This is a genomic window from Ligilactobacillus sp. UO.C109 (assembly GCF_026847815.1).
Taxonomy (GTDB): domain Bacteria; phylum Bacillota; class Bacilli; order Lactobacillales; family Lactobacillaceae; genus Ligilactobacillus; species Ligilactobacillus salivarius.
The window spans coordinates 1-1,112 of the sequence record NZ_JAPSFH010000042.1 but is presented as its reverse complement, the minus strand read 5'-3'; the positions used below and the strand labels follow the sequence as shown (position 1 = coordinate 1,112).

Genomic DNA, 1,112 nt, shown 5'->3' with positions numbered 1-1,112 from the left:
AGCTTGAGTGAATCCTTGAGCACAAGTTCATCCTTGAGTGAAAGCTTAAGTACATCAAGTTCGTTGAGTGAATCCTTGAGTACAAGCTCATCCTTAAGCGAAAGCTTAAGCACATCAAGCAGCTTGAGTGAATCCTTGAGCACAAGTTCATCCTTGAGTGAAAGCTTAAGTACATCAAGTTCGTTGAGTGAATCCTTGAGTACAAGTTCATCCTTGAGTGAAAGCTTAAGTACATCAAGCAGCTTGAGCGAATCCTTGAGTACAAGTTCATCCTTAAGCGAAAGCTTAAGCACATCAAGCAGCTTGAGTGAATCCTTGAGCACAAGTTCATCCTTGAGTGAAAGCTTAAGTACATCAAGTTCGTTGAGCGAATCCTTGAGTACAAGCTCATCCTTAAGCGAAAGCTTAAGCACATCAAGTTCATTAAGTGAATCCTTGAGTACAAGTTCATCCTTAAGTGAAAGCTTAAGTACATCAAGTTCCTTGAGCGAATCCTTGAGTACAAGCTCCTCACTAAGTGAAAGCCTAAGTACATCAAGTTCCTTGAGCGAATCTTTGAGTACAAGCTCATCCTTGAGTGAAAGCTTAAGTACATCAAGCAGCTTGAGTGAATCCTTGAGTACAAGCTCATCCTTAAGTGAAAGCTTAAGTACATCAAGCAGCTTGAGTGAATCCTTGAGTACAAGTTCCTCCTTAAGTGAAAGCTTAAGTACATCAAGCAGCTTGAGTGAATCCTTGAGTACAAGTTCATCCTTAAGTGAAAGCTTAAGCACATCAAGTTCCTTGAGCGAATCCTTGAGTACAAGCTCCTCACTAAGTGAAAGCTTAAGCACATCAAGTTCATTGAGTGAATCCTTGAGCACAAGTTCCTCACTAAGTGAAAGCCTAAGCACATCAAGCAGCTTGAGCGAATCCTTGAGTACAAGTTCATCCTTAAGCGAGAGCTTAAGCACATCAAGTTCGTTGAGTGAATCCTTGAGTACAAGTTCATCCTTAAGTGAAAGCTTAAGTACATCTATCTCAAGCAGCTTAAGTGAAAGCCTAAGCGTATCAAGTTCATTGAGTGGAAGTTCTTCAATGAATACAGATGAATCAGATAGTATAAGCAGATC

Annotated in this window: 1 protein-coding gene; it reads right to left on the bottom strand. The window is 40.5% G+C overall.

Features of this window, described 5'->3' with window-relative positions:
• Positions 1 to 1,112 (bottom strand): hypothetical protein (locus tag OZJ21_RS09255; RefSeq protein ID WP_268857730.1); only part of this gene is annotated, 1,112 nt, incomplete at both ends.